This is a genomic window from Streptomyces sp. NPDC002324, assembly GCF_053593335.1.
Genome location: NZ_JBSFCF010000015.1, coordinates 123,354 through 146,446 on the forward strand (window position 1 = coordinate 123,354; position 23,093 = coordinate 146,446).

The window sequence follows — 23,093 nt, forward strand, 5'->3', positions numbered from 1 at the left end:
CTATGCCGGCAGCCCGGGGACGGCGTGGGCGCCCAGCAGGCCGGGCGGCCGGGGTACTCCGATCGCGAGTTCCAGGCCGTCATGGCCGCCGCCCGCTCCGACGTGGCCGCCGTCCACGCCCGGATCATGGCGGGCGAGAAGCTGCTGGGGCGTTTCCTCGACAATGACGAAAGCCTCTCGGTGGCTGAGCGGGAACAGGGGGTACGGCTGGCGGCGATGGCGGCCACGGGCCGGGTCCAGGTCGATTACCGCGGGCTGACGGTGGGCGAGTACCCGGCGGCCTGCTACGCCCAGGCGAAAGCAGCTGTTCGTGACCGATCCGGACCTTGCCCCGCTGCTCATCTACGCGGCCGGGCTGAGCGGCCGCAACCCGGAGACAGTGAAGGAACTGCCCGCCGAGCACCGCATGTTGGAGGAGCGCGCGGTGGCGGTCACGCTGACCAAGCGCCGCCGGGGCAAGGCCAACTCCCGCACGACGGTGCACTGGAGCGTCGATGAGGACCGCCAGTTGCGGACGATGGGCGGCTTCTACCTGTTGCTGCACCGGTTGATGGGCCGCAGCCGGGCGTTTTCCGAGACCGGGTCGGTGTGGTCGATCTGGGCGGGCAACGGCCGAGGCAGTGTCCTCAATGCCGCCACCGGCGGGCACATCGGGCCCTTCGATGCCGAGCTGGCCCGCAAGCTGAAGCTCGGGGCGTGGGCGGAGCGCCACGGCCTGGTCGGCGACGATGGCAAGCCGCTGCAGATGATGGTGACGCGCATCAAGAAGACCGTCGAGGTACGCACGGCGAAGCAGGTCGGAGGGCATCTTCCGTCAGCGCGGGTGACGAACACGGCGGACACCTCCTTCACCCACTACCTGCGCAAGGACCCGTTCGTCGCCGAGTGGGCGGCCGACGTGCTCACGGAGGCGATCACCGACGCGGAGGAGAGCGCCCGCGCGGTCGTCGTCCGCCTCGGTGGCGGATCGGCTGCTGCCGTGCCCGATCAGGTGCGCGAGCAGGCGGCAGGGGGCGAGCTCGACACGCTGGCCTGTGCGTGCACGGACATCGAGCACGCACCCGGCGGTGGACGATGCCGCCAGTCGTTCCTGGCCTGCTTCGGTTGCCCCAACGCCCTGGTGATGGAACGCCACTTGCCTGCCCTGCTTGCCCTGGCCGAGGTCCTGCGTGAGGACCTTCAGCGCCGGGATGCCGCGCAGTGGACGGCCCGGTACGGCACGACCTGGCAGATCCTCACCCGCGACATCCTGCCTCGCTTCAGCCCGGCCCAGCGCGCCGCTGCCCAGCAGAGGCAGCCCCACCTGATGCTCGCTCTTCTGGAAGGGCCCACCCAGTGGTGATGACGCATGCGGCCCAAGCCCCCGCACACCGCGCCGCAGTGCCCGAGGACGCCCTGGTCCTGGCCACGCGTCCGCTGCGCGCCGAGGCACGGCTGGAAGAGACCTCCCGCTACGGCGATGACCTTTGGACGCTGACGCCGGCATGGCTGCGCGCGGACCGCAAGCCTCACCGGCTCGACTTCGCGCAGGTCCCGCACGCTCACCGGGACACCGCCAAGCTCCTGTTCTACGCCCTGCTGATCGAGGACACCCCGCCCGGCGAAGAGCCGATCACGATCTCCAGCATCCGCGCCTACTTCACCTGCGTACGCCACTTCCTGCTGTGGGCACAGGGTCGCCGGCTCCCGCTGGCGCAGCTGATGGGCGATGACCTGGACGCCTATCACGCCGAGCTGACGGCGCTGCGGCTGTCGGTCAGTGGGGTGTATCGCCACCGCCGTGCCGTGCGATTGCTGTGGGCCTACCGCTCCCGCCTTGCCGACCACCTCGGGCAGGACCCGCTGCGGCGGCCGCTGTGGCAGGCATGGGCGCGCGCCAATCCGCGCCGGTATGACGAGAACCTCACCGACCGCATCCCCGAGCATGTCATAGGGCCTTTGCTGACCTGGGCGCTGCGCTGGGTGGACGACTTCGCCGACGACGTGCTCGCCGCCCGCGCCGAGCGCGACAGCATCGACGCACGCCCGCCTGCCCACCCCGACCCGGTCGCGGCCCTGCAAGCTGTACTGGACGACTTCCGCCGGCTCGGACAGCGGCTGCCCACTGCACCCACCCGGCAGCCACCGGATGGCGGGGCAGAGAGGGCTCCCCGAACTTCGCCTACCTGGCCCGGCTCGCAGGCCATCCGTCATACCCGCTCAGAAAGGCCCGCCCCCGGCGTCTGATCGAGGAAGCGGCCCGCGGCCTCGGAGCAGGCACCGACTCTCCCTTGCGTCACGTTCCTCAAGCGCAGGTGGGCGGGCAGCGGTGGCTGGAGCAGATCTCCTACTACGACGTCGGCCAGTTCGAACGGCTGCTGCAGGTGTCCTGCTGGATCGTCATCGCCTACCTCTCCGACCTGCGCGACTCCGAGATCAAACACCTGCGGCGCGGCTGCGTGAGCGCCCAACGCGACACCGACGGCCGCATCTACCGCTACCGGCTTCACGGACTGGCTTTCAAGGGCGAAGGCGTCCACGGCGCGGCCGCCACCTGGGTCGTCACCGCTCCCGTCGCGCGAGCCGTCGCTGTCCTGGAACGCTGCCAGCCGGCCGGCGAGCCCTACCTGTTCGCGCACCCGCTCAAATCGGCCGACCATCAACGCCACCACGTGGCCGGGCGCGTGCGGACCAGCGCCACCACCATCAAGGACATCGCCGCACTGGCCAAGTGGATCAACTCCTACTGCGCTGCCCGTCCACGCCTGGATGCGATCCCCAAGGTCAAGGGACGCCTGCCGCGACTGACGCCTCGGCAGTTCCGCCGCACCCTGGCCTGGTTCATCGCCCGCCGCCCGGGCGGCACCATCGCCGGCGCCCTGCAGTACCGCCACCAGCGCATCCAGATGTTCGAGGGCTACGCCGGCACCAGCGACTCCGGTCTCCGCGACGAGGTCGAGGCCGAAGAAGCCTTCGCCCGCGGCCAGTTCCTCGCCGAGCTGGGCGCCGACGACGACCGGCCGTGCCTGACGGGCCCCGCCGGAGAGGAAGCCGAAGCCCGGCTCGCCGAGCTCGCCCGCCACACCGTCTTCGACGGCCAGGTCGTCACCGACGAAGCCCGCCTGCGCCGCATCCTGGCCCGCCACGACACGCGCCTGTACCCAGGCACCTTCATCACCTGCGTCTACAACCCCGACCGTGCCCTGTGCCGCACGTCCGAGGGCCCCGCCGATCAGCCCGTCATGGCCGACTGCAAACCGTTGGTCTGCCGCAACACCGCTCTCACGCCCGCCAACCGGCAGGCCCTCACCGGTCACTTCGCCCGTCTGGAGGACGCCCTCGCCGACAGCGACCGCCTCGCCCCCTACGTCCGTCACCGCCTTGAGGAACAGCACCGCGCCACTACCGCGTTCCTCACCCGCCACGCCCCGGAGACCGCCGAGTGAAACGCGCCCTGCCCGGCACCGAGACCGTCAAAGCCGCCATCGACACTGTCCTTGCCGAGACCGCGGCCCGTGGACGGCGCCCCACCGTGACCGCGATCGAGCGGCTCCTGGACATCCCGCACGCCACCTACCACCGGCACTACGCCGACCTGATCGACGTGCACTTCCGGCCCCGCATTCCGGCGCCGGCCCGGCCTGCGACGCCGACGGAACCCTCCGGATCCGACGTACGTACGGAAGCCAACCTGAGCCGGTTACGGAAGGAGAACAGCGACCTGCGCCGCACTCTCGCTCTGTACGAGGAGGCCATCCGCCAGCTGGCTCTCGAAAACGACGCGCTGCGCAGCGGCGGCACCGTGCTTTCACTGCCCAACCACAGCAGGCCCGTGCCACCCGGGCCGTCCTGAATCCGACACCCCCCGGAGGCGTCTGGCGTGGATAAGGTCGCTGGGCGTGGCGCGCAGCCGACTACCGGTGATCAAGGGGAGTTGATCAAGCCGTGCGTGCCGACGGCGTGCTCGTTCCCGCCCGGGTCGCGTCCGCGCCCCAGCTGGCCAGCAGGCGCAGAGCCTCCGCCGACGGGGAGTTCGGTTCGGCGTGGTAGGTCACCAGCATCTGTTCGTGGTTGTCGGCCTGGTGGAACGACTCGAGGCGGAGGTCGAGTTCGCCGACGAGTGGGTGGTGCAGGCGCTGGGTGCCGTGGCACTTCTCCTTGACGTCGTGGGTGGCCCACAGCCGCCTGAACTCCTCGCTCTTGACGGAGAGTTCGCCCACCAGCGCGGACAGTTGGGGGTCGTCGGGATGGGAGCCGGCGTCCATGCGCAGCTGAGCGACGACGTCGCTGGCTTTGTGCTCCCAGTCCACGAACAGGTCGCGGTACTCGGGCCTCAGGAAGACCAGCCGTGCCCAGTTCTGCTCCCTGGCCGGCAGCTCGGCCCAGTCGCCGAAGACCGCCGCGGCCATCCGGTTCCAGACGAGGATGTCCGAGCGCCGCCCTACGAGGATCGCCGGAACACCGTCCATGGTGTCCAGCAGCGTCCGCAGGGGGCCCCGCACCTGCTGGGCGCGGCCGGCCGGCTTCTTCTTCTGTTTCGGCTTCGCCAGGTGAGTGAGGTGGGCGTGCTCGGCGTCGCTCAGCCTCAGCGCGCGGGCGATGGCGTCGAGGACCTCCGCCGACACGTGCCGCCCGTTGCCCTGTTCCAGCCGCGTGTAGTACGCCACCGACACCCCGGCCAGCTGCGCCAGCTCCTCGCGGCGCAGCCCCGGAACCCGCCGGTACCGCCCATAGTCCGGCAGCCCCACGTCCTCCGGCTTCAGCCGGGCCCGCCGGGTGCGCAGGAACTCACTGAGCTCGGCGCGCGGGTCCAGAGCTCCGGCGGCGGGCTCGTGCACCGGTTCGGGGTATTCGTCCATGCCTCGAGTATCCACGGTCGCACGCACACCAGCCTGACCCAACCAGTGGTAGGCATCGCGCGCGTACGCAAAGCCGTGACCTGGGTGGATGCCGGATCGTCCAGCACGCTGGCCACTGTGCCCGGCTAGAAGACGGCCGGGGCGTGGCCTGGATCAAGAACGGAGTACATCCCATGAGCGCAACACAGGGGATCGAGCCGAGGACGCACCAGAGCGAACCGGCCGCGGAGGTCGTCGGCCGCCTTCGGGCGACGTTCAACACCGGTGTCACCCGCCCACTGGACTGGCGCGTCGACCAGCTGCAGCGGCTGCGGGCCCTGCTGGTGGAGAACGAGCAGGAGCTGCTCGATGCGCTCTGGGCGGATCTGAGGAAGAACGCCGCCGAGGCGAAAATGCAGGAGATCGACTTCACCGTCGCCGACATCGACGAGGCACTGGCGAACCTCGAGAACTGGCTTCAGCCCCGCCCGGTGGAGGTTCCTGCCCACTTCGGGCCCACGACCACGGCCTACACCACGTACGACCCGCTCGGCGTCGTGCTGGTGATCGCTCCGTGGAATTTCCCGCTGCACCTTCTCATCGACCCCATCATCGGCGCGCTGGCCGCCGGGAACACCGTGGTGGCCAAGCCGAGCGAGATGTCCGTGCACACCTCGGCGGTCGCTTCACGCCTGCTGCGCCAGTACTTCGACGCCGATGTGCTCACCGTGGTCGAGGGGGGCGCCGAGGAGACCACGGCCCTGCTGGCACAGCGTTTCGACCACATCTTCTACACCGGCAATGGCACCGTCGGCCGGATCGTCATGGCCGCAGCCGCCGAGAACCTCACCCCGGTCACGCTTGAGCTCGGGGGCAAGTCGCCGGTCTTCGTGGCCCCCGACGCCGACGTGGACGAGACCGCGAAGCGGCTGGTCGGCGCCAAGTTCGGCAACGCGGGGCAGCAGTGCATAGCCCCCGACTACGTACTGGCCGATCCGGCCACCGCCGCCGCGCTGGTTCCCGCCCTGCGCGCGGCGGTCGACGCCCAGTTCGGTGCCACTCCGCAGACCTCAGCCGACTTCGGCCGGATCATCAACGAGCGGCACTTCGACCGGCTCACCGCTCTGCTGGACTCCGGCCGGGCGGCGGTGGGAGGCCGGCACGACCGTGACGACCTGTTCATCGCACCGACCGTGCTCACCGATGTCGACCCCGCATCGCCCATCATGCAGGAGGAGATCTTCGGCCCGATCCTCGCCGTCGTCGAAGTCGAAGACCTCGATGCCGCCATCGCCTTCATCAACGACCGCGACAAGCCCCTCGCGCTCTACGCCTTCACCACCTCCGAGGACACCAAGTCGCGCCTCGTGAACGAGACCTCCTCCGGCGGCATCGCCTGGGGCCAGCCGGTGATGCAGCTGCTCATGCCCGGCCTGCCTTTCGGTGGCGTCGGCGAAAGCGGCATGGGCCGGTACCACGGCCGCTACTCCCTCGAGACATTCAGCCACCTCAAGGCCGTCGCGGACGTGCCGCTCAACTAGGCCCGCGCTTTTGTGGAGCAGGCTGTCCGGTGGGCGATCGGCCGTCGGGAGTGCCTCAGGCGGTGAGAATGAGGAGCGCTGAGATCGCTGTTCCCGCCACCGCCGCAAGCGCATTCCAGGTGAAGCCGTGTATCGGTCCTCGTCGCGGGGGCGCGTCGAGGGAGTCGGTCGCGGCGCGGCCTGCAGACACCGATCTGTACCGACGCCGGCGACACCCATGATTCGTCGCCTGGCTGACTGCTGATCATGCGCAAGGGACGAACGCCCGTACTCCGGCGGGCAGTTGCGCTTGACCGGCGCCGGCGGCGTGCGGCTCTCACCGCGTTCGCCGCCAACACCACCCACACCCCGATCGCGGTCATGGAACCGCGTCACCATCAGCGGGCCCGCGCCTGCCCGAGGACCGCATCCGCGCCTCCGCCGCAGCGTGGACCCCCTGCGTCGCAGACCTTCATCCCGTTTCCCTCCGTATTGCAGAAAGAAAGAAACCCATGACTGTCAATATTTCAGAAGTTTCGCCCGTTCCGTCGCTTTTCTCCCCCGTCTCCCTCGGGAAGATCGAGCTCGGCAACCGCATCGTCATGGCACCGATAACCCGGGTCCGGGCCGGTTCCTCCGGCATTCCCGGGGACCTGATGGTCGAGTACTACCGGCAGCGGGCGAGCGTCGGAATGATCATCACCGAGGGCACCTACCCCGACCACGCGTCGCAGGGGTACGTCGGTGAGCCGGGCATCGCCACCGACGAGCAGGCGGCCGGCTGGCAGCGGGTGTTCGAGGCGGTCCACGCCGAGGGCGGCCGTATCGTCCTGCAGATCATGCACGCCGGCCGCGGCACCCACCCCGACATCAACGGCGGCCGCCGCATCCTCGCCCCCAGCGCGATCGCCATCGACAACAAGACGTTCACCGAGAAGGGCGAGCAGCCCTACCCCGTACCGGAAGCGATGACCACCGCAGAGATCCGGGCAGCCCTGGAGGACTTCGTCACCGCGGCCCGCCGGGCCATCCAGGCGGGAGCGGACGGCGTGGAAATCCACGGCGCCAACGGCTACCTGCTCCAGGAGTTCCTCTCCCCGGCCGCCAACCAGCGCACCGACGAGTACGGCGGCTCGCCGCACAACCGCGCCCGCTTCGTCGTCGAGGTCACCACGGCGGTCGCCCAAGCCGTCGGTGCCGAGCGGGTCGGGCTGCGGATCTCGCCGGAGGTCGACCTCGGAGACGTCTTCGAGACCGACCGGGACGACGTCCTGGCCACCTACGGCACCCTGATGGACCAACTGCGCCCGCTGGGCCTGGCCTACCTCTCCGTACTGCACACCGAGCCGGGCGGCGACCTTGTACAGGAGCTGCGGCGGCGCTTCGACGGCAAGCTGATCGTCAACAACGGCCCCTTCGGGGGGCAGACCACCCGCGAGCAGGCGCTCCAGCACATCGAGGCCGACCACGCCGACGCCGTGGTCGTGGGCCGGGCCCTCATCGCCAACCCCGACCTGGTCGAGCGCTGGCAGGGCGGCCACCCGGAGAACGAGCCGCGGCCGGAACTGTTCTACGGGCCGGGCGCCGAGGGCTACACCGACTACCCCTTCCTCGAAGCGGCTTGAGGCCCACGGTCACGCCTGTCCATGCGGCAGCCCCACTCACCCATGGACAGGCGCCCGACCGGCGACACTGTGCCCGCCCCTTTGAGCCCGCGGTCACAGCGGCGATCACCGGCTCGAGGACCGTCGGGTCCGTCAGGGCGTTGACGGTCCGCAAGTTCTCGGTCAGCAGCCTGCGTTCGGTGACTCGGCGAGCACATCGCTCTCGTGCGTGGCCACCGCGGCGGCCTTCGGCCACAGCTGACGCCTATGACTGTTTTCCGGCGGCGCCCCACCCCCCTGGCCTTGCCGATCATCAGTTCTCTCTCCCCCCGGCAGGACCGTGCTGCCGCCTGCCTCTTTCACCTGACCCATTCTTCGAAGGAAGCTGCCATGACCACCGCGTTCGACCCGATCGACCTGGGCGGCAAGACGCTCGCCAACCGCATCGCAATGGCACCGGGTGACCCGCAGCCGCGCGGATGCTCCCGCAGCCACGGCGACGGAGCTGATGGCCACCTATTACGCCCAGCGCGCGAGCGCCGGCCTGATCATCACCGAGGGCATACAGCCGTCGATCGTCGGCCAGGGCTACACCAACACCCCCGGCCTGCACTCCGCCCAGCAGGTCGACGCCTGGCGGAAGGTGACCGACGCCGTCCATGCCCAGGGCGGCACGGTCTTCGCGCAGCTGATGCACACCGGCCGGATCAGCCACCCCAGCCTGCTGCCCGACGGACTCCTCCCCGTCGCCCCTTCCCCGGTTACGGCGGCGGGTCAGGTGTTCACCTACCAGGGCCCCCAGGACTACGTCACGCCGAAGGAACTGGACCAGGACGACATCCCCCGGACGATCGCTGACTACGCCGACGCCGCGCGCAACGCGATCGCCGCCGGTTTCGACGGCGTGGAGATCCACGGGGCGAACGGCTACCTGATCCACCAGTTCCTCGCCCCCAACACCAATCTGCGCACCGACAGCTGGGGAGGCGGCGCCGCGGACCGGGCCCGCTTCGGCATCGAGGTCGCCCGGGCCGTCGCGGAGGCGATCGGCGGCCACCGGACCGGCTTCCGTATCTCTCCCGGCAACCCCTACAACGACATCGCCGAGACCGACCCGGCCAACGTGCTGGAGACCTACACCACCCTGATCGCCGGACTCGCCAGGCTGGACCTCGCCTACCTGCACCTGGTCGAGAGCCCGGACCGCGACCTGACCGCCCGGCTGCGCAAGGACTGGCCGACGGCGTTCATCCTCAACCCCTTCACCCACCCCGAGACCACCGGCCCCGGCGCACTCGCCCACATCGAGGACGGCACCGCGGACATCATCGCCTTCGGCGCGCTGTTCCTGGCCAACCCCGACCTGCCCGCCCGCCTCACAGCCGGCGGCCCCTACAACACCCCCGACGCGGCCACCTTCTACGGCGGCGACCACCACGGCTACACCGACTACCCGGCGCTGCCCGCCGACAGCGCGTGACCTGAAAAGAAGTCATCGCTGGCGAGTGCGGAGGCAAGACGCGGCATGTCAGGCCACCGAAGTCCCTCAGGTCCTGACCTACGTGCCTGGTGGCGACACTCGCCGCCTGCCACATCCAGCGGATCACCTTGGAGAACCGGCAACTGAGAGAAGAGCTTGAGGCCGCGACGGCGGCGCTCGCGGCGCGGGCGATCTCGGACACGGTGCCCTGCGTATCGCCGCGCAGGGCACCATCGAAAGCTTGGACGACGCGTTCGCGACCGCGTGGGAGCACGGTGCCGGAACCGACGCCACCACTGGTCCAGGGCCCTTCACACCGGAGGGCCCTGACCCCTGCCCGCAGTGGACAACGGACAGAACAAAACCCCATCCATAACTTCTGCTCCGCGACCAGTCCTCCGGGCAGGGCCCCCTCCGGGGGAAGGACCCGCCGTGCTTCGGCGAGCATCGGCTGGATCGGAGGGGTCAGGGGCACACCGACACATGTACGCGGCTTCCTCCCGGCCCGCATGCCCAAGGGCACCGAAGGGACGCACACCGGTCCTGCCCGCCACGGCGGGAAGCACGGTCGGCTCCCGCCCGGACTTCCCCGCGGGACGGGTCCGTTCCGGCCGTGCGGTGGTACAACGGGGCTGTGATCGGCACGGCGGACACCACTCGGGCGGGCGGGCTCAACAAGGGCCCACTGAAGGGGAGTTGGGCATGGCTGCGAAGAACGCGGAGAACATCGACGAGGTCGTGGACGGGCTTGCCGGGATCGTGCGGGAGGCCGTCCGCTCCGGTGACCGGGTCGGATATTTCGCGGCGCTGTACCGACAGGTGACCGCCGAGGTCCGGGCGGGCATCCACGCCGGGCTGTTCGACGACGGCGCCCGCATGGACCGTTTCGACACGTTCTTCGGCAACCGCTACTTCGACGCGTACGACGCCTGGCGTCGCGACCGGGGCGGGCCACGCTGCTGGCGTCAGGCGTTCGGGCTGCTCGACGACGGCGACACGATCATCGTCCAGCACCTGCTGCTCGGCGTGAACGCGCACATCAACCTCGACCTGGCCGTCGCCGCCGCGCGCACCAGCCCGGGCGAGGCCATCCACGCGCTACGGCACGACTTCCTGCTCATCAACGACATCCTCGCGCGGGTGGCGCTGGCGGTGCAGGACTCGGTCGGCGCCCTGTCACCGCTCATGTCGCTGCTGGACCGGCTGGGCGCCCGCACGGACGAGCGGATCCTCGACTTCAGTGTCCGCCAGTCCCGTGCGGAGGCCTGGCACAACGCCGTCCTGCTCGCCGGCCAGAACGAGGAGGAGCGCGCGGCCACCATCGAACGACTCGACGTGCGGGCGGCCGTGCTCGCGCGGTTGGTGGCACGGCCGGGTGGCCTGGTCCGGCCCGCCCTGCAGCTGATCCGCGGCACCGAGAGTGACGACGTGCCGGCCGTCATCGCCCATCTGGACAACGCCGTCGGATGACCCCATCCCAGGACCGGGCGGGTGTGCCGGACGGGCCGACGACGGAGGCCGCCGCGTTCGAAGCGGGGGCGGTCGTCGTGGGCCCGGCCGCCGTGGCGTCGGCGAGGCGGCGGCTCCGTCAGGGTTTGGCCGGCTTCACCTTCTTCTCGGTGCCGTTCACCCGCACGGTGACCTTCCTCCGGTCCCGCGCCCGGTCGGCGACGATGTCGTACGACGTGACCCTGCCGTCGCGCCACGCGCAGCTCACCTCGTAGCCACCGCGAGCGCGCAGGCCGGAGAAGGACCCTTCGGCCTTCCAGTCGTCCGGGAGTGCGGGGAGGAGGTGGACGACGCCGTCGTGACTCTGCAGGAGCATCTCCGCCACGGCGCCGGAGATGCCGAAGTTGCCGTCCATCTGGAAGGGCGGGTGATCGCAGAACAGGTTGGGCAGCGTGTTGTAGGTGAGCAGTCCGCGCAGCATGACCTGGGCGCGCTGCCCGTCACCGAGGCGGGCGAAGAGGGCCGCCCGCCAGGGCCAGGTCCAGGATCGGCGGCTGTCGCCCGACACCGTCGCCGCGGTGAACGGGACGCCGTCCTTCTCCCCGCACCTGGCCTTGAGCGAGACGAGGGCGGCGGCCGCGAAGTCGCGGTCCTTCGGGGTGATCTGGCGGCCCGGATAGACCGCGAAGAGGTGTGAGGTGTGGCGGTGGATGTCGGTGGGGCTGTCGATGTCCGTCTGCCACTCCTGCAGCTGGCCCCACTTTCCGATCTTGTTCGGTGCGAGGCGCGCCTGCAGGTCCGCGACCTTGGCCCGGTAGGCGGGGTCCGCGTCGAGTACGGCCTCGCAGTCGAGGTAGTTCTGGAACAGGTCCCAGATGATCTGCTGGTCGTACATGACCCCGTCCTCGCGCGGCCCGTGTTCGGGTGACCAGCCGTCCGGCGAGACGAGAAGTCCGTCCTCGCGCTCCTTGAGGTGGTCCTCCCAGAACTCGCAGATCTCCTTGATCATCGGGTGGGCGACCGTGCGGAGGTAGTCCAGGTCCTGGGTGAACGCCCAGTGTTCGTAGAGGTGTTGGGCGTACCAGGCGCTCGCGACGGTGTTCCACTCCCACGCGTTGCCGCCGAAGACGCTCTGGCTGGTGCGGGCGGTCCAGCCGCGGGTGCCGGCGCCGAAGGCGTTGCGGGTCGCCACGCGGCTGGGTACCGCCACCTGCCGGATGAAGCCGACGAGTGCCTCGTGGCACTCCGCGAGGTTCGTCGTCTCCGCTCCCCAGTAGTTCATCTGGATGTTGATGTTGGTGTGATAGTCGGAGGCCCACGCCGGCTGGTTGCTGTCGTTCCACAGGCCCTGGAGGTTGGCGGGCAGGCCGCCGGGGCGGGAGGAGCTGATGAGCAGGTATCGGCCGTAGTCGAACATCGCCTGTTCGAGGGTGGGATCCGTCTTCCCGGCCGCGTAGCGTGCCAGCCTGGCGTCGGTCGGCAGGGCGACGACATCGGCGGCGGAGGTGCCCCAGGCGACGGAGACCCGCTTCATGAGAGCGCTGGTCCGGGCGGTGTGCTGGTCGCGCAGCTTGTCGTAGGGCCGGGCGGCCGCCCTGTCGAGCGCCCGGTCGATGGCCGCCCGTGGATCACCTCCCCGCCATCCGGCCGCGGCGTCGAGCTTGTAGTCGGTACGGGCGTCGAGGAGCAGCGTCAGTGTCGTGCAGTCGCTGAACCTGAGCGTCGAGCCGTCGGCGCCGAAGTCGCCGTCGGTGTCCACGACCTGGATGGTGCACGCGTGCTTGAGGCCGTTGCCCATGACCCCGCTGAAGGCGATCCGCCGGGTGGCGGGGTCGACGGAGGTCGGGGCCTTCTCCTGTCCGGACGTCAGCGCGATCGCACCGGAGAGCCCCCGGGCGCTTTCGGAGGTGTAGCGGAAGACCATGACGTCCGCCGAGCGGCTGGCGAAGGCCTCGCGCAGGACGCGCCGCCCTGGCGGGCCGAAGCGGGTGACGTGGAGGCCCTTGACGAAGTCGAGGCTGCGCTCGTAGTCGACGACCGTCCGTTGAGTGCGGGTGTCGAGGTTCGGGCCCGTCAGTGCGATCTCCGCGATCTGGAGGCCGGTCGCGGACGCGCCGGGGACCAGGGTGAGCCGGTAGACCCGGTAGGCCGTGCTGTTGGTGATCGGGAAGGTCCGTCGCCGGCCACGGTCGGCGAAGGGCTTCCGCGGGTCCTGTGTGTCGAGGGTCGTCCAGGCCTGCCCGTCCTGCGACGCCTCCAGGAGCCATCGCCGGGGGTCCTCGTGGGGACGGTCGGGTGCCGATGTCAGCGTGTACGAGGTGACGACGGCGGCGCGGGGCAGATCGGCCTGCCAGAGGACCGCCGGCGCGGCGGAGCCGACCCGCCAGGCCGTGGCCGGATCGCCGTCCACGGAACGGGAGATGTCCGTGGCGCGGGACCCGGCGCCCGATCCGGACCCCTGGGAGTGCCCGCTGGGCGAGGACAGGTACGTCGGACCGGCGCCGCCGAGATCGACGCCGGCCAGGCCGATCTCGCTCACCTGGAAGTGGCTGACGCCTGCCGCGGGGACGAAGTCGAACCGGTAGAAGCGGTAGGCGGCGCTGTCGGCACAGGTGAACTCCTTCGTCTGGAAGCGACTCTCGAAGGGCGCGTCCAGCGTGCGGCGGTCCAGCGTGGTCCAGGTGTCGCCGTCGGCGGAACCCGAGAAGGTCCACTGCCGGGGGTCGCGCTGCGGCACGTCGTCGGCGCTCGTCAGACGGTACGAGGCGACCGCGACCGGGTCGGGCAGCTCGACCTGCCACCGCACCTTCGCACCGGGCCCGTCGATGCACCACTTGGTGGTCGAGGCACCGTCGTAGGACTTGTCGACACCCTCCGCCGCGGAGCTGTCGTACGGTCCCCCCGGGGCGGTGACCTTCGGACGCGCGCGCGAGGCGAAGGTGATGACGACGTCGCCGAAGTTCCGGTACGAACCGAAGCCGGTCATGCCGGTGTCGAAGTCGCTGTCGGGCTTGCCCGCGAGGGCGTTGTCGTAGTTGTTGACGCCGCCCCACAGACTCTGTTCGTTGAACTGGACGCGCTCCTCGTCGGGATCGGCGAAGAGCATGGCACCGAGCCGGCCGTTGCCGATCGGCAGCGCCTGCGACTGCCAGGCCGTGGCGGGGACGCGGTACTTCAGCGCCGTACGGGAGAGGGTCGGCGCCCGGACGGCGGCCGGGGCGGCGGTCCCGGCGGCGGCTCGGTCCACGGGGGTGCCTCCGGTCAGCTGTGTGATCAACGGTGCGAAGGCGAGCGCGCTGCCGAACGTGAGGACGCTGCGTCGCTGCGGGTCGGATTCATTGATCACAGTAAGATCTCCCAGCCCATTCATCGGTTCTTTCTTGAGGCAATGACAGCCACATCGGCTTTCGCCGGAGGCGCGGTCATCCTCTCCGCTCAATAGATCGGATGTCTAGGGGGAGGTATCACCGATTGCCGAGGCCTGACCCCGAGCCCCCGCCGCTACGACGCGACCCCAAGTCGCCAGCCCTCGGGCCGAGTTGGCGGCCGAGCCGATTCGTCGCGGCGCAAAGCGGCGTAAGCTGGCGGTAAAGGCAACTATGCTCCCGCCCATGAACGAGGACGACAGAGGGCCCGAAAGACGAGTCGTCGACGGGCGCTTCGAGTTGGAGACCCGCCTCGGTGGCGGCGGGATGGGGACGGTCTGGCGGGCCAGGGACCTGGTGCTGCACCGACTGGTGGCCGTCAAGGAGGTCCGCCCGCCCGACCGGGACCTCGCCGAGTACGACCCCGACGGCGCGCGGCAGTTGCGCGAACGGGTGCTGCGCGAGGCCAGGGCCCTGGCCCGCATCGACCATCCGAACGTCGTCACCATCCACCACATAGTCGACGGCGGTGAGGGCACCTATCCGTGGCTCGTGATGGAACTGGTCAGCGGCGGCTCGCTGGCGGACCGGCTGGCCCAGGGCCCGATGCCGCCGACCGAGGCGACGCGGATCGGCCGGCAGGTGCTGGCCGCGCTGACGGCCGCGCACGACGCCGGTATCCAGCACCGGGACGTCAAGCCCGCCAACGTGCTGATGCGCCCCGACGGACGCCCCGTCCTCACCGACTTCGGTATCGCCGCGATCCGCGAGACGACCGGTCTCACCGCCACCGGCTCGGTCATCGGTACGCCCGACTTCATGGCTCCGGAACGCATCTCCGGGCACGAGGGCGGCTCCGCCTCCGACCTCTGGTCACTGGCGATGATGCTGTACACCGCGGTGGAGGGCCACCACCCGCTGCGCCGCGGCAGCACCCTGGCGACCCTCGCCGCGGTCCTCAACGACGACGTCGTGCCCCCGGTGCGCGCCGGGGCCCTGGGCGACGTGCTGATGAGCGTGCTCGTACGGGATCCCGCCGCACGGCCGTCGGCAGCCGTGTTCGACCGACGGCTCGCCGAGGTCGAGTCCGGCCCGGCCGCTCCGGCGGCATGGGCCGAGCCCACCTCGTACCCGCTGACCCCGCCGCCCACCACCAGCCCGGTCTCTCCCGACCCGGGCGGCCTCACCTCGCCGACAGCGTTCACTCCCTCCGGCGCCACCGCCTCCCCGCCGCCTTCCGTCGGCATCGCCAAGAGCACGTCCGATCCGGCGCGCGCCACGACCGCCGGCTTCGGCCCACCGCCGTCGTCGTACCACTCACCCCAGGGACACTCACCACAAGGGCACCCACCACAGAGGCAGGGCCCGTATCAGCCGGTGACCGCGCCCGTGGGCCCGCCGCCGAGGCGTGGACGGCGTGGCGGCGTGCTGCTGGGCGTGACCGGAGCCTCGCTCGCCGGCGTTCTGGGCCTGCTGTGGTGGCTGCTGCCCCTGGACGACAACGGCGACTCGGACGCGGGTGCCTCGCCGACCGCCTCGGCCACCACGTCCGCCCCGAAGTCGACCGTCTCACCGGCCGACGCCGACCCGACGGACGCGAAGCAGAAGGACACCTCGGAGACCGAGGACACCACGGAGACCGCGGAGACCGGCGACATGCTGACTCCGGACGGCATCCGCACCGCGATCAAGGCGTTCAAGAAGGAGACCGGCCGGGACACGTTCGGCGACTTCTCGGTCTACCCGGACTTCGTGTCGGCGCAGCTCATGGTCGAGGGCAGTGACAAGAGGTACGACTCCTACACCTACCGCCCGGGGCAGGGCGTGGAGAAGGGCATCATCAAGGGCACCCTCGCCGGTGGCGAACAGCCCGTCAGTCTCGACGACTTCGACTGGGACAAGGTCCCCGCACTCCTGAAGGAGGCGGAGAAGAAGCTCAACGTCCCCGACCCGGAGAACCGTTACCTGCTGGTGCGACAGCCCAACGACATCTTCGACACCCCGGCCGGGATGGCCATCTACTTCAGCGACGAGTACAGCCAGTCCGGCTATCTGGAGGCCGACCCCAAGGGCAAGGTCACCCGCGTGTACCCGGCGGACAGCTGACAGGCCGACGGAGGCGTGGCGCCGAAATCCTCTCGCCCTTGATCGTCTCGTCCGGTACGGTCGCCGGGTTGATCTCCGCTGCCGGAGGCCGTGTGACGCGTGGGGTGGCCTCCCGGCGGTCCCCCGGCTGAGAGAAGGTCGCTTCCATGGCATGCCGTATCAGTGAACTCGTGCTCGGTTGCCGCGAACCCGAGGTACTGGCGCGGTTCTGGTGCGAGGTCCTGGACTTCGTCGTACTCGACCGCGAGGACGACGGCACGCTGGAGATCGGGCCGCGCGAGGGGTTCGGCGGCCCCCAGCCGACGATCATCCTCAGTTACCGGGAGGAGCCGGAGCCGGGGAAGTCCCGGCTGCACATCGACGTCAACGCCACCGACCGCGACCAGGACGCCGAACTGGAACGCCTGCTGAAGCTCGGTGCGCGTCCGGCCGACATCGGCCAGACCGGCGACGAGCAGTGGCACGTCCTGACCGACCCCGAAGGCAACGAGTTCTGCCTGCTCAAGGCCCGCCTCAACCCGCTCTGAGGCCCACGGCCCGGTTGCACCGGCGGCGCGCCGGGGCGAGGCGAGCGGCATGGGCCCTCGCCTCGCCCCGGCGCCGCCGACAGGGGCACGGGTCCGGACGAAGCCGTCAGGGGAGCGGTAATCGGCCGGCAGAGCCCCGCCGACGGTCAGGGGCGCCGTTCGGCTCCGCCCGGGGTGAGGGCCGGCTGGGTTTCCGCCTGCTGGAGTTCGGCCAGCAGTTCCCTCTGGCCGGCGAGGAGTTCGGTCAGGATCCGGCGGGCCGCGCGGAGCAGGTCGGCCACGTCGCCACCGGCGAGCGCGTAGCTGACGGTGGAACCCTCCCGGATGGAGATGACGATCCCCGAGCGGCGCAGAACCGCCAACTGCTGGGAGAGGCTGGAGGGTTCGATGTCGATCTCGCTCAGCAGGTCGCGTACGGCCAGGGGGCCGCCCTGCAGCAGTTCCAGGACCCGGATACGGACCGGGTGGCCGAGCATGCGGAAGAACTCGGCCTTGGCCTGGTAGAGGGGGACCTGCATGAGATTCGCTCACTCCCTGGCGCGTGACGGGCTCTTCCCGGGCACGGCGGGCCGTCGGTGCCGCCGCGCGGTCGGTCGTGCGGAGATCGGTGGTGCGGACGTCGGTGGTGCGGAAGCCGGTGGTGCGGAAGCCGATGTTGCGGCCAATCCTCCTGGATCCGGCGCCGCACACCCAGGGGATTGACCTGATCTGGATATGCCCAGTTGAAGAAGTCTTCAAGTCATGGGCGTGCGACGCCGCTTGGCCCGGAGTTGTCTACACGTCGAGTTCGGCCCCGATGCGCTTGAGCTGATGGCGGGCCATCGCCAGGTTGGACTTCGTCCGGTCGAGCACGAGATAGAGGAACAGCCCGTTGCCGGCACGGCCCTTGAGCGGCTGGATGATGTGGTACTGGCCGCCGAGGGTGATCAGTACGTCCTCGATCGCACCCTTGAGACCGAGGTGCTCCATGGTGCGGGTCTTGGCGCGGATCACGTCCGTGTTGCCCGCTGCCGCGACGGTCAGGTCGAGGTCCTTGCCGCCTCCCAACGTGCCCAGCGCCATGCCACTGGTGTAGTCGACCAACGCGGTCCCCAAGGCGCCCTCGATCGACGTCATGATCTCCTTCAGGGAAATCTCCACATTGCTCATGACAGTGTCTCCTCCTGGTCGGTGCGCGGCTCGGGCGTCGCCTTCGGCCGCCGGGTGCAAGGACCCTACGAAGCACGCACGGCCGGGACGCCTGATGTACCGGTACTGAACGAGCGGGCCCGAAATTGCCGCGGTTCCACCCCACTTGCGACCAGTGATGACCGGTAGACCGTCCATAGGCGCCGCATGGGACGCACTGGGCAGTCGTGCACGCCTGGACACAGACCGGGGCTCCCGCACCCGGTGCGTGGAACAACCGGGTGCGGGGGCCGTCGGGGCCGAGTCGCGGGGCCGGACCGGCCCGGCCCGGCCCGGCCCGATCAGGCCAGGCCGAAGCGCTCGGCGTGCACCTGCGAGCGGGGAACCCGCAGCCCGTGCAGGGCACCGAGTACGGCCGAGGTCATCGCGGCCGGGCCACAGACGTAGACATCGCGCTCGGTGATGTCGGGGACAAGGGCTCGGAGGTTCTGCGGCTCGAACGGCGGGCTGCCCTCACCCCGGCGGCCGGTGAGCAGGTGCAGCTGCCCACCGAGATCCTCGACGAGCGTGCGCACCTCGTCGATCAGTACGGCGTCGTCCTCGCTGCGTACCCGGTAGAGGACGACGACATCGCCGGCCGGTTTCTCCTCCAGCATGGCCCGGACGGGTGTGATCCCCACTCCCCCGGCGATCAGCAGGGCGCCGGGCCGGCTGCGATGCAGCGAGGTGAAGGCGCCGTACGGTCCCTCGACGAACGCGCGGGTCCCGATCGGGAGGTGGCGCAGGCCGGCGCTGGTGGTGCCGGAGGCCTTCGCCGTCAGGCGCAGCGTACGGCCGTCGGGCGCCGCCGACAGCGAGAAGGGGTTGGCCGTCCACCAGGGGTTGTGGCCGGGGAAGCGCCAGAAGCAGAACTGGCCGGCCCGGGCGGGCAGCCTGTCGAGGTGACGGCCGGTGACGTGGACCGACACGACGTCGTCCGACTCCGGCACCACTGCCACGACCTCGAAGCGGTGATAGGCGTTGCGCCACACGGGCAGCACGATCCGCCCGGCGATCAGGGAGCCGAACGCGAACAGCCACAGGGCCCACCAGTAGATCTGCGCGGGCGCGGAGGAGGTGAAGGTCGTGGTCTCCTGCAGCTGGTGGACGAACGCCAGCCCCAACGCCACGTACAGCAGCAGGTGCAGGCCGTGCCAGGTCTCGTAGCGCAGCCGCCGCCGGATCTGTCGGGCGGAGACCGCGGCGACCACGACGACGATCGCCGCGGCCAGCATGCCGAGCAGGGAGGCGGGCACCCCGGCCAGCGCGAAGAACGTCTTCGGCAACGAGGTGTCACTGAGCTTCGCGTATCCGAGCACCACCAGCACGGCGTGGGTGAGGATCGTCCACAGCAGGGTGAAGCCGACCCACCGGTGCCACACCGTCAGCCGGTCCATGCCGATACGGCGGTCCAGCCACGGCAGCCGGGCCACCAGCAGCAACTGGAACAGCATCAGCACGGCCGCGTGCAGGCCGAAGAACTTGGCGACCGTGAGCACCCCGTTCTTCCCGGTCCCGGCGGTGACGAACAGGACCTCGACGATCACCAGGTTGACGAGGACGAACGTCCACAGCGCCCACCGCGCCGCCACCACCGGAGGTATGGTGCCCTGTCGCACCCGTGTAGTTGTCGCCTCCACCGTTTCCCCTTTTGTTCATGTGCCGCGCTTGTTCGTGTGACGCGATGGTTCATGAGCTGCGTCGGTTCATGTGACGCTGGAGCCCGATGCCCGCGAGGCCGCGGGGACCCGAGCGTCCGGATCCGACAGGGCCCCTGGGCGGGGCAAGAATACGGAACCTGGCCAGAAGTGGCCCATGTTCGGCCGCGACTGTTCTTGTTCCGCGACGTTCGGGATACTCCTCACCCGGCGGCCGTCCCGGCCGCCGTCGCGAGTACGCTGCGTGATTAAGCTCTTAACCACAAGCGGTCACAGGGTCGTTGGGGAACAACAGGCGCTGTTGGGGTGCACATGAGAAGCTCGCGTGTCTGGCAACGCCCCACGCTCGACGCCGTGGCCGCGCGGGCCGGGGTATCCACGGCCACGGTGTCCAACGCCCTCAACGGCACCGGGCGGCTGTCCGAGACGACCAGGCAGCGCGTGCTCGCCTCGGCACGCGAACTGGGATACGCCCCGGCCGGCACGGCACGCGCCCTGGCTCGCGGCGGCACCGGGATACTAGGCCTGACCATGACGACGCACGGCGACCTTCCCGTGCCCTACACCGAGATCCCGTACTACGCGCAGCTGGCGCTGAGCGGCATCGCCGCGGCGCACGAGCGCGGCTACCTGCTCATGGTGATGCCGAGTTCGCTGTCACCGTGGATGTGGCTCAACACGCCGATGGACGGCGTCATCCATGTCGAGCCGCGCGCCGACGACCCCGTGCATTCCCTGCTGCGGGAGCGGGGCATCCCGATGGTCTGCGACGGCCGGCCGCCCCGGGCGCACTGGTGCGACGCCTGGGTCGAAACGGACTACGACGTGGGACTGCGGCTCTTGCTCGGTCATCTCGCCGAGGCGGGCGCCCGACGGATCGGGCTCTCCCTGCCGCTGCACGACGACGCGTACCCGCGCCTGGTCCGGCGCGCCTACACGTCCTGGTGCGCCGAACGCGATCTTCCCGTCCTGGTCGAGGAGTACACCGTGTTGCCCGACTGCTTCACCGCCGAGCGCGAAGCGGTCACACGGCTGCTCGTACGCGATCCTCGGCCGGACGCCGTCATCGGCGTCTACTCCGACTCCGGTCACAACATCCTCGCCGCCGCACGACAGCACGGGCTCCGGGTACCGCAGGACCTTCTGGTGGCCTGCGTCAGCGAGGACGCGGACTACGCGGCGACGACGCCGCCCGTCACCACGCTGAGCCTGCGCCCGGACCTGGTGGGCGACGAAGCGGTCGACCTGCTGATCGCTCTCATCAACGCCCGCGGCGGCGTGGACCGGCACCGGCTCGTACAGCCGGTGCTCACCCCTCGCCGGTCCACACGACGCACGGTGCGGCGCGGGAACGCCACACCGTGACCTCGTGCCTCGCCCATGTCGGGCCCGCGGCCCGGCGGCCGGTCAGAACGGGCAGGTGTCCATCCAGCGGGTGACCAGGGAGGTGTCGTTCTTGTCGGCGTCCCGTACGGGACCGCACAGGAACGGGCCCGCCGAACTCGCGCGCTGTGCGGAGCTGGTCGCGGTGGTCGAGGCGGCGCAGGGGGACGGGAGGGGCGCCGTGACGTTCCGGGGTGAGATGGTCGACGAGGCCATGGCCCTCACGGCCCGCCTCGTCCTCGAACGCCACGCCGCGACGGCCCATGTAGGTGGCCATCCGGACGCCGTGACCGCAGTGCCCCAGGCTCACTCGCCGTCGTCCGGGGAAGGGGGCGCCGGAGTGTCGAGCGGGCGTAGCGGTCGGCGAGCCGGCGCAGGTGGTCGACGAGTTCCACGGGCTCGGTGACGTCGAAGTCGAAGTCGAGCATGCCGAGGTGGGCGGCGAGCGTCTGTACCGTGTCGGCGCCGGTGGTCAGGACGCAGGTGTCGGCGTCGAGAGGCTGGACCGTGCCGCCCGCGGGGTTGATCCGCTCGATCACCGCCGTGGCCGGGGCGTGGACGGTCACGCCCGCGTGGTGGCGCCACGCGGCGCTCGACACCCGCAGGGAGACGTACGCGGTGATGTCCCCGCCGGGCGGTTCGCGCGGTGTGCAGCCTGGCCCCGTGGGGGTCCGTGGCCGCATCCGGTCGACCCGGAACGTACGCCGGTCCTCGCGCTCGACGTCCGCCGCTTCGCGGAGCGGGACCACAACATCACCCACTGGAGCGAACTGGAGCGCGGGGGCAACTTCCTGTCGCTGGAGCAGCCCGAGGCGTTCGTCGCCGACGTCCGCCCCTTCTTCGGGGGCTTCGGGGACTGAGCAGGTCGCCACCCCCGCGAGGCCCGGGCGGCCCCGGCGCTGGGGCGCCGGGGCTCTGTTCGGAACCCCGCGCCGCACGAGCCGCATCGGGCCGCACCTGGCCGCGCGTGTCGCAATGGGCCGACTCGATGGATCGACTCAGTCACATGATGGAGTCCTGTCGACGGCGGCCGGGAGATGCGGTCGCCCGGCACGGCCGGGCGACCCGCGCGCACCACACCGGCCGGCGTTCGGCGCCGTGGGGTGTCCCCGTAGGGTGACCGGCATCGGGACGGCCGGTGAGCGTTCCCGCTCGGAGCGAGGGAGGACCATGGCGCGCATCGCCGACCGCACGGTTCTGATCGTCGGCGCCTCTTCGGGCATCGGCGCCGAGGTGGCACGCCAGCTCGCCGGTGACGGCAACCGCCTCGTCCTCACGGCACGGCGCGCCCCCGAACTGGCGCGCGTGGCCGAGGAGGTGCGGGCGGCGGGGAGCGCCTGCCTGGACCTCGTCGCCGACGCCCTAGATCCCCGCGCGGCGGCCGAGGTGGTCGCGACCGGCGTCGCGGAGTTCGGGGCGATCGACGTGGCGCTGCTCAACGCGGGCCAGGGACCGGACATGTCCATGGACCGGGTGAGCGTGGCGGACGTCGCCCGGATCATGGCGCTGAACTACGACACGGTCGTCAACTATCTCGTCCCGCTGATCGACCGGATGGGATCCCAGCGGGACGGCGGCCTGATCGCCCACACCAGCTCCCTCGCCGGGCTGATGGGCATCCCCCGCCAGGGCCCGTACTCGGCGGCGAAGGCCGCCGCGCGCACCCTGATCGACGCGGCGCGCGTCGAACTGGCGCCCCGCGGCATCCGGTTCACCTCGATCCACCCGGGGTTCGTCGCCACCGACCGCATCAGCGGGGACGGCCTGCCGAAGCCGTTCCAGATCAGTCAGGAGCGGGCCGCGCGGCACGTCGTGCGCGCGCTGGAGCGCGAACCGGCTCAGGCGTACTTCCCCTGGCCCACGGCCGCGCTGGTCCGCACACTGCGCACCCTGCCCACATCCGTCTCCGCCGCGGTGCTCCGCAGGCTCGCCTCCCCCTGAACGACCCACCGGGGCGCGGCTCTCGGCGGGAGCCCGCTCGGTCGCGGGGTGACGTGAACGGAGGCCGGCCGGTGCC

General features: G+C 70.6%; 19 protein-coding genes and 1 pseudogene. 13 read left to right on the forward strand and 7 right to left on the reverse strand.

Annotation, left to right across the window (positions count from 1 at the left end; genetic code table 11):
• The first annotated feature begins 310 nt into the window (after positions 1–310).
• Genes ACWCRJ_RS21165 through ACWCRJ_RS21180 form a run of 4 tightly spaced genes read left to right on the forward strand, consistent with a single transcriptional unit; the run spans position 311 to position 3,832 of the window.
• Positions 311–1,342, forward strand: coding sequence for a hypothetical protein (locus ACWCRJ_RS21165; protein WP_450940710.1), 1,032 nt, complete (start codon positions 311–313; stop codon positions 1,340–1,342).
• Entirely contained in the window at positions 1,342–2,226 is an 885-nt protein-coding gene (locus tag ACWCRJ_RS21170; RefSeq protein WP_450940711.1) for a hypothetical protein, read from the forward strand. The genes ACWCRJ_RS21165 and ACWCRJ_RS21170 overlap by 1 nt, the downstream gene beginning before the upstream one ends.
• 44 nt (positions 2,227–2,270) lie before the next feature.
• Positions 2,271–3,425, forward strand: coding sequence for a hypothetical protein (locus ACWCRJ_RS21175; RefSeq protein ID WP_450940712.1), 1,155 nt, complete (start codon positions 2,271–2,273; stop codon positions 3,423–3,425).
• Positions 3,422–3,832, forward strand: coding sequence for a hypothetical protein (locus ACWCRJ_RS21180; protein WP_450940713.1), 411 nt, complete (start codon positions 3,422–3,424; stop codon positions 3,830–3,832). The genes ACWCRJ_RS21175 and ACWCRJ_RS21180 overlap by 4 nt, the downstream gene beginning before the upstream one ends.
• Before the next feature lie 85 nt (positions 3,833–3,917).
• Here ACWCRJ_RS21180 and ACWCRJ_RS21185 read toward each other — a convergent pair whose 3' ends face one another.
• Positions 3,918–4,838 carry a helix-turn-helix domain-containing protein gene (locus tag ACWCRJ_RS21185; protein ID WP_450940714.1) on the reverse strand — a complete coding sequence of 307 codons (921 nt, stop codon included), beginning with the start codon at positions 4,836–4,838 and terminating at the stop codon, positions 3,918–3,920.
• 173 nt (positions 4,839–5,011) lie between these two features.
• On the opposite strand from ACWCRJ_RS21185, the gene ACWCRJ_RS21190 reads away from it, so the two are divergent.
• The 4 genes and pseudogenes from ACWCRJ_RS21190 (at position 5,012) to ACWCRJ_RS21205 (ending at position 10,891) form a co-directional block, all read left to right on the forward strand.
• Positions 5,012–6,358, forward strand: a complete 1,347-nt coding sequence (locus ACWCRJ_RS21190) for an aldehyde dehydrogenase family protein (protein ID WP_450940715.1) — start codon at positions 5,012–5,014, stop codon at positions 6,356–6,358.
• Between the two features lie 491 nt (positions 6,359–6,849).
• Entirely contained in the window at positions 6,850–7,962 is a 1,113-nt protein-coding gene (locus tag ACWCRJ_RS21195) for an alkene reductase (protein WP_450940716.1), read from the forward strand.
• Positions 7,963–8,331: 369 nt separating this feature from the next.
• Positions 8,332–9,421: pseudogene (locus tag ACWCRJ_RS21200) on the forward strand (alkene reductase).
• 702 nt (positions 9,422–10,123) lie between these two features.
• The gene (locus ACWCRJ_RS21205; RefSeq protein ID WP_450940717.1) at positions 10,124–10,891 is read left to right on the forward strand and encodes a DUF5995 family protein; all 768 of its coding nucleotides are present in this window, start codon (positions 10,124–10,126) and stop codon (positions 10,889–10,891) included.
• 118 nt (positions 10,892–11,009) lie between these two features.
• On the opposite strand, the gene ACWCRJ_RS21210 is transcribed toward ACWCRJ_RS21205, so the two are convergent.
• Positions 11,010–14,216, reverse strand: coding sequence for a glycosyl hydrolase family 95 catalytic domain-containing protein (locus ACWCRJ_RS21210; protein WP_450940718.1), 3,207 nt, complete (start codon positions 14,214–14,216; stop codon positions 11,010–11,012).
• A gap of 265 nt (positions 14,217–14,481) precedes the next feature.
• Between ACWCRJ_RS21210 and ACWCRJ_RS21215 the strand changes: the two genes are divergently transcribed.
• The gene (locus tag ACWCRJ_RS21215; protein ID WP_450940719.1) at positions 14,482–16,341 is read left to right on the forward strand and encodes a serine/threonine-protein kinase; all 1,860 of its coding nucleotides are present in this window, start codon (positions 14,482–14,484) and stop codon (positions 16,339–16,341) included.
• Positions 16,342–16,487: 146 nt separating this feature from the next.
• Entirely contained in the window at positions 16,488–16,868 is a 381-nt protein-coding gene (locus tag ACWCRJ_RS21220) for a VOC family protein (protein ID WP_334660950.1), read from the forward strand.
• A gap of 146 nt (positions 16,869–17,014) precedes the next feature.
• Here ACWCRJ_RS21220 and ACWCRJ_RS21225 read toward each other — a convergent pair whose 3' ends face one another.
• The 3 genes from ACWCRJ_RS21225 to ACWCRJ_RS21235 all read right to left on the reverse strand — a co-directional run bounded on the left by ACWCRJ_RS21225 (position 17,015) and on the right by ACWCRJ_RS21235 (position 19,630).
• Positions 17,015–17,386: an ArsR/SmtB family transcription factor gene (locus tag ACWCRJ_RS21225; RefSeq protein WP_450940720.1), complete on the reverse strand. Its 372-nt coding sequence runs from the start codon at positions 17,384–17,386 to the stop codon at positions 17,015–17,017.
• A 256-nt stretch (positions 17,387–17,642) separates the two neighbouring features.
• Positions 17,643–18,017 (reverse strand): hypothetical protein, encoded by a 375-nt coding sequence (locus tag ACWCRJ_RS21230; RefSeq protein ID WP_450940721.1) that lies wholly within the window; start codon positions 18,015–18,017, stop codon positions 17,643–17,645.
• A 320-nt stretch (positions 18,018–18,337) separates the two neighbouring features.
• Positions 18,338–19,630 (reverse strand): ferredoxin reductase family protein, encoded by a 1,293-nt coding sequence (locus tag ACWCRJ_RS21235; RefSeq protein ID WP_450940722.1) that lies wholly within the window; start codon positions 19,628–19,630, stop codon positions 18,338–18,340.
• 375 nt (positions 19,631–20,005) lie between these two features.
• Here ACWCRJ_RS21235 and ACWCRJ_RS21240 point away from each other — a divergent pair, with 375 nt between their 5' ends.
• The gene (locus ACWCRJ_RS21240; RefSeq protein ID WP_450940723.1) at positions 20,006–21,058 is read left to right on the forward strand and encodes a LacI family DNA-binding transcriptional regulator; all 1,053 of its coding nucleotides are present in this window, start codon (positions 20,006–20,008) and stop codon (positions 21,056–21,058) included.
• 42 nt (positions 21,059–21,100) lie between these two features.
• Here ACWCRJ_RS21240 and ACWCRJ_RS21245 read toward each other — a convergent pair whose 3' ends face one another.
• A complete protein-coding gene (locus ACWCRJ_RS21245; protein WP_450940724.1) occupies positions 21,101–21,292 on the reverse strand; it encodes a hypothetical protein in 192 nt (63 codons plus the stop codon).
• Between the two features lie 5 nt (positions 21,293–21,297).
• Complete coding sequence (locus ACWCRJ_RS21250) at positions 21,298–21,642, reverse strand: hypothetical protein (protein ID WP_450940725.1); 345 nt, start codon at positions 21,640–21,642, stop codon at positions 21,298–21,300.
• Positions 21,643–21,648: 6 nt separating this feature from the next.
• Between ACWCRJ_RS21250 and ACWCRJ_RS21255 the strand changes: the two genes are divergently transcribed.
• Positions 21,649–21,936 carry a hypothetical protein gene (locus ACWCRJ_RS21255; RefSeq protein WP_450940726.1) on the forward strand — a complete coding sequence of 96 codons (288 nt, stop codon included), beginning with the start codon at positions 21,649–21,651 and terminating at the stop codon, positions 21,934–21,936.
• Between the two features lie 310 nt (positions 21,937–22,246).
• The gene (locus ACWCRJ_RS21260; protein WP_450940727.1) at positions 22,247–23,017 is read left to right on the forward strand and encodes an SDR family NAD(P)-dependent oxidoreductase; all 771 of its coding nucleotides are present in this window, start codon (positions 22,247–22,249) and stop codon (positions 23,015–23,017) included.
• Positions 23,018–23,093 lie beyond the last annotated feature (76 nt).